Origin of the sequence: Actinobacillus ureae ATCC 25976 (assembly GCF_000188255.1) — a bacterium.
GTDB classification, from domain to species: Bacteria; Pseudomonadota; Gammaproteobacteria; order Enterobacterales; family Pasteurellaceae; genus Actinobacillus; species Actinobacillus ureae.
Genome location: NZ_GL831080.1, coordinates 933,271 through 938,238, shown reverse-complemented (window position 1 = coordinate 938,238; position 4,968 = coordinate 933,271). Strand labels below are relative to the sequence as shown.

Below are 4,968 nucleotides of genomic sequence, written 5' to 3'. Positions count from 1 at the left end.
CCCTAAAAATAAGAAAAGTGAACGTGTGGATAGACGACTGAAAGAAAATGTTAATCCGAATAAACGGTCAATTTTGGTGATGCGAAGCCGTTACACTGAAGAAGAAACCGCAGAAAATCCGTATTTAGTGGGCGCAAAGAAAACCTTAACTTTCCCGATTTTATCGGAAAATAGCCAAGTCGTGAATAAATTGGCAACAAGCTATATTAAGGCAGGCAGTCGCATTCATGCGGACGAAAACTCCGCTTATGACGAATTGATGATTCACTACGATTTGCATCGTGTGAACCATCAAAAAGAGTATCGCAGTGATGAAGGTATCACTAACAATCTTGCAGAAAGCTATTTCAGCCGTTTTAAACGTATGATTATCGGTACGCAACACAAAATCAGTAATAAATATCTCGATAATTATGCCAACGAATGTGCTTATCGGGAAGATAATCGCCGCGTGGATAATTTAAGCCTATTTAACAGCACGCTTGAGCAATGTCTTGCTACCGACAATACAACAGACTGGCAAGGCTATTGGCAGGGTAATCATAGACAAGCAGAAAGGTTAATAATGTAATGGGAAATAAAATCTACTTTAGCCAAATTCAGGCTAAAATCGACCGCTTGCAACGTGAACGAACACAGGTGCTAGAACATCTCGAATTAGTCGAAAGAAAAATCCAAAAGCTCAACGATGCCCTTAAAGTGATGGAAGATGAAACCTTAACCGATGAATACGATACTGAGGTTTATTCATATCGAACCTACAAACATAGATTCCGTGGGAAATTAAGACCAATGGTTTTAGCGGTACTCAAAGCTCAACCCGACTATTATTTCACGGTTAATGAAATCACTGAGATTGTCTTAATAAAAGACGGACAAGACCCTATCGTTCGTCCGAAGCATACGGTTTCGGTGCGTGGCGCGTTAATCTCTTGTGACAAACACTGCATTTGCACCGTCAGCTCATCTTGCTTTTCTTTTAGCTTTAATAGGCGTTCCACTAACTCGTGCTTCAGCAACTTTTGTGCCATAATAAAAATCCCTATCGAGTTAAAATTTCAATAGGGATTTTAAGGTTTTTAATCGGTTAAATCTTTGTGCAACTGCTACATAATACCGGAAATTTTTACAAATTCAACCGCTTGTAAGAAGCAAAATCGCTGTAAACCAACAATTACTTAGTAATTGCCCCTAAGATGCCACGCATGATTTGTTTAGAAACTTGGTTAGTCAGCTTTTTCGCTACCGATTTAGTCACTTCACTCACCACTTGCTCGGCAATGGTTTGATCTTTTTTCTTTTTCGTGCCGAAAATCGAAGCAATCATACCACCGAAGAAATCGTTTTCTTCTTCCGCCTTTTCCGCTTCGGCTTGTTGCTGAGCCGCCTGTGCCTGCGCAACCTGAGCATTTAGTAATTCATATGCGGATTCGTTATCAACATATTCACTGTAATAAGCATACAGATCATACTGCTTCACTAACGCATCACGCTCTGCTGTGGCTAACGGGGTTAATTGGCTTTTCGGCGGGTAGATATACGCCACTTCCACCGGAGTCGGCATACCTTTTTCATCTAACACCGAAATCAGCGCTTCACCCACACCTAGTTGGGTAATCGCTTCAACCACGTCCACGCCTTTATTAGCACGGAAGGTTTCTGCCGCTGATTTTACCGCTTTTTGATCACGTGGGGTAAAGGTACGTAAAGCGTGCTGTACACGGTTACCTAGCTGACCTAATACCGAGTCCGGTAAATCTAACGGGTTCTGCATCACAAAATACACGCCAACCCCTTACGAACGAATTAAACGCACCACTTGTTCGATTTTGTCCACAAATACTTTTGGCGCACCATCAAACAATAAATGCGCTTCATCAAAGAACAGCACAAATTTCGGTTTTTCCGGATCGCCGACTTCCGGTAGGGTTTCGAACAATTCCGCCATAAACCACAATAAAAATGCGCCGTACATACGAGGCGAATTAATTAACTTCTCTCAATTGAGTACGTTAATTACGCCTTTGCCGTCACGGGTTTGCATCCAATCTTGTAAATTTAACGCCGGCTCACCGAATAAGTTAGTCGCCCCTTCATTTTCCAGCGCTAATAATGCACGTTGAATCGCACCGACACTCGCCGCCGAAACATTACCGTATTCCACTTGAAATTCTTTAGCATTTTCCGCCACAAATTTAAGTAGCGCACGTAAATCTTTTAAGTCGATAAGTAATAAACCGCGATTGTCCACTACTCGGAAAACCAAGTTTAATAAGCCTTCTTGCGTTTCGTTTAAATTTAATAAACGAGAAAGCAACATTGGACCCATTTCCGAAATGGTGGTGCGAAGCGGAATCCCTGATTCACCGAATACATCCCAATAAGAAACCGGATAACCGCTTAAATAGCTTTCCCCGCCTAACTGGAATTGCTCGACACGTTCTGCAATTTTTCCGGATAAACTGCCCGCATGTGCAAGCCCTGAAAGATCACCTTTTACATCAACCAAGAAAACCGGTACACCGTCATCACTGAAGGCTTCTGCGAATTTACGTAATGTCACCGTTTTACCCGTACCGGTTGCGCCAGCGATTAAACCGTGACGGTTTGCCATTTTTGAATTTAATGAAATAATTTGCCCTGTTTCCGCTTGGGCGAGTGCGTATTGTGCCATATTGAATACTCTTAAATAATGACGTTTATCATAAGTTGAACCGCGCCATTTTATGCTTTTTTCACCCCAACTTTAAAACCTTTTTCCCAATTTTGTTGGAACTGATTGGCGTTGGATAGCGTTCCTTTACAATAATTCACACGTTGCTGATACATCACCTCTTTTTAGGTGGTAAATGAATAGCCGACACGATAGCCGTCCAAATACCAATCATCTGCACCCTTGCACTGTGTTGTATTAATTCTTCCATGCGTAACCGTTTGTTTTTCCAAATTTTTTGGCTGCTTTGGCCGTTGAGCATAGGTTAGCGCTTTCGGCTTCGGATAGCCTTTTGTCACTTGTACACCCTGACGTTTTTCTGCTTCAAACAGCTTGCCTAAATTACTTAGATCTTCCAGTACCGTTTCAGTATCCATAGAACCGCAAGCGCTTAGTAAAAAAGGAATAGTGGTAAATAATGTTAATTTTAGTTTTTTCATTTCTACTCCAAAACGTCTATCAAGCATTTGATAGCCCTCTTAAACACGACAAAAGTGGTATGACCTCAATAAAAAGCGCACAAATTTACAATAAATTCTGAGATTTGTAAAAGTAATTTTTGGGTATCACAAGCGGTTAAATTTGCTGATTTTTTGCAAAAAGAAAGCCTCCGCAGTACGCAACCGGCGGAGGCTGATTTCAAGAAATAACAATTTTAGCGGCGTTTAGCGTGTACGTGTCTTGGCGCACGAGCCGTTCTTGCCGGCTTAGGTAAAGCTAATAATGCGCTAGCGTCATATTGACTGACCGGAATCGGATGACCGATATACTCTTCAATTGCCGGTAAATTAACCGCATAACGTTCACACGCAAAGCTAATCGAATGGCCGCTCTCACCGGCACGCCCCGTGCGCCCGATTCGATGCACATAATCTTCACGATCGTCCGGCAAATCATAGTTAAATACATGAGTCACTTCCGGAATATGTAAACCACGTGCCGCAACGTCCGTTGCAACTAAAATATCTAATTGACCTTTGGTAAAACTATCTAATAACGCCAAGCGTTTTTTTTGGGCGATATCGCCGGTTAACAATCCGGCACGGTGACCGTCCGCCACTAAATAGCTCCAAATTTCTTCACACTTATGCTTTGTATTGGCAAAAATCATACAACGTTCCGGCCACTCTTCTTCTAATAAAGTCAGCAACAGCGCCATTTTGTCTTCATTTGAAGGATAAAACAGCTCTTCTTTAATACGATGTCCTGTACGTTGCAACGGCTCAATTTCAATATATTGCGCATTATTCATATCTTCATAAGCCAATTCTCGCACTCGTGGCGAAAGGGTCGCAGAAAAGAGCATGGTTAAGCGCTGATCAGGTTTCGAGCATTTACGCATTAAATAACGAATACCTTTAATAAAGCCGAGATCAAACATACGATCCGCTTCATCTAACACCACAACTTGCACTTTATCTAAATTAATTACGCCTTGTTTAACATAATCAATTACACGTCCGGTCGTACCGACTAAAATATCTACACCTTGTTCAATCGCCTGCAATTGCTTTTCATAGCCGTCACCGCCATAAGCGAGCGCTAATTTTAAGTCCGAATGCTTAACCAGCAGCTCTGCATCCGAAGCGATTTGCACCGCAAGCTCACGAGTCGGCGCTAGAATTAACGCACGCGGCTGCTTATTTGCCGTTTGAATATCATTGGTTAATAAATGGTGGAAAGTTGCAACCAAAAACGCCATGGTTTTACCCGTACCGGTTTGCGCCTGTCCGGCAATATCATTGCCGGCTAAAGTAATCGGCAACGTTTTCGCTTGAATCGGCGTACAAAATTCAAATCCTTTACTGTCGAGTGCCGCAATTACATTTTCATGAATCGGAAAATCAATAAAACGCTGTTCGGTGAGATGTTTGGACATCGCAAATCTCCTTTTGATGGTTCAATTTAAAGCCGTAGCATAGGCTATAAGCATATCACAGAAGCGAAATATTGAGTAGAAGGTGATTATTTCGCCAGTCAGATTTCGTTGCTCCTCCCTCCCCCTAATTAGCTGCTCACAAATCAGCCTAGCACCTCTTAATATTAATTTACATTTAATTACATAAAATCAAATTTCTCAATTATTAAATTTACTTTTGGAAATAAAACACACAGCAAAGATCAATTTTTAAACAATCAAACCATTTTATTTTTTACACAAAACTGATTAGACCAGTTTAAATTAAAACCCAAAAGCACATACTTGATCTGCCCCCCAAAAGTTGGACTAACCATCCAACGGATTAAGGTGCAGA

3 protein-coding genes and 2 pseudogenes are annotated in these 4,968 nt (G+C 41.5%); 2 read left to right on the top strand and 3 right to left on the bottom strand.

Translation table 11 applies throughout. The annotated features are described in order from the left end of the window. Positions 1 to 571 (top strand): transposase (locus tag HMPREF0027_RS04560; RefSeq protein ID WP_005622603.1); only part of this gene is annotated, 571 nt, incomplete at its 5' end. Next, complete coding sequence (locus HMPREF0027_RS04555; RefSeq protein ID WP_005622601.1) at positions 571 to 1,065, top strand: hypothetical protein; 495 nt, start codon at positions 571 to 573, stop codon at positions 1,063 to 1,065. The genes HMPREF0027_RS04560 and HMPREF0027_RS04555, both read left to right, overlap by 1 nt. Positions 1,066 to 1,174: 109 nt before the next feature. Here the strand turns inward: HMPREF0027_RS04555 and HMPREF0027_RS04550 are convergent. From HMPREF0027_RS04550 to rhlB, 3 genes and pseudogenes are all read right to left on the bottom strand, one after another. After that, positions 1,175 to 2,674 (bottom strand): annotated as a pseudogene (locus HMPREF0027_RS04550) (helicase HerA-like domain-containing protein). Positions 2,675 to 2,724: 50 nt separating this feature from the next. Further along, positions 2,725 to 3,153, bottom strand: a pseudogene (locus tag HMPREF0027_RS04545) (hypothetical protein). A 215-nt stretch (positions 3,154 to 3,368) separates the two neighbouring features. Then, positions 3,369 to 4,592 carry an ATP-dependent RNA helicase RhlB gene (gene rhlB / locus HMPREF0027_RS04540; protein WP_005622591.1) on the bottom strand — a complete coding sequence of 408 codons (1,224 nt, stop codon included), beginning with the start codon at positions 4,590 to 4,592 and terminating at the stop codon, positions 3,369 to 3,371. Between the last annotated feature and the right edge of the window lie 376 nt (positions 4,593 to 4,968).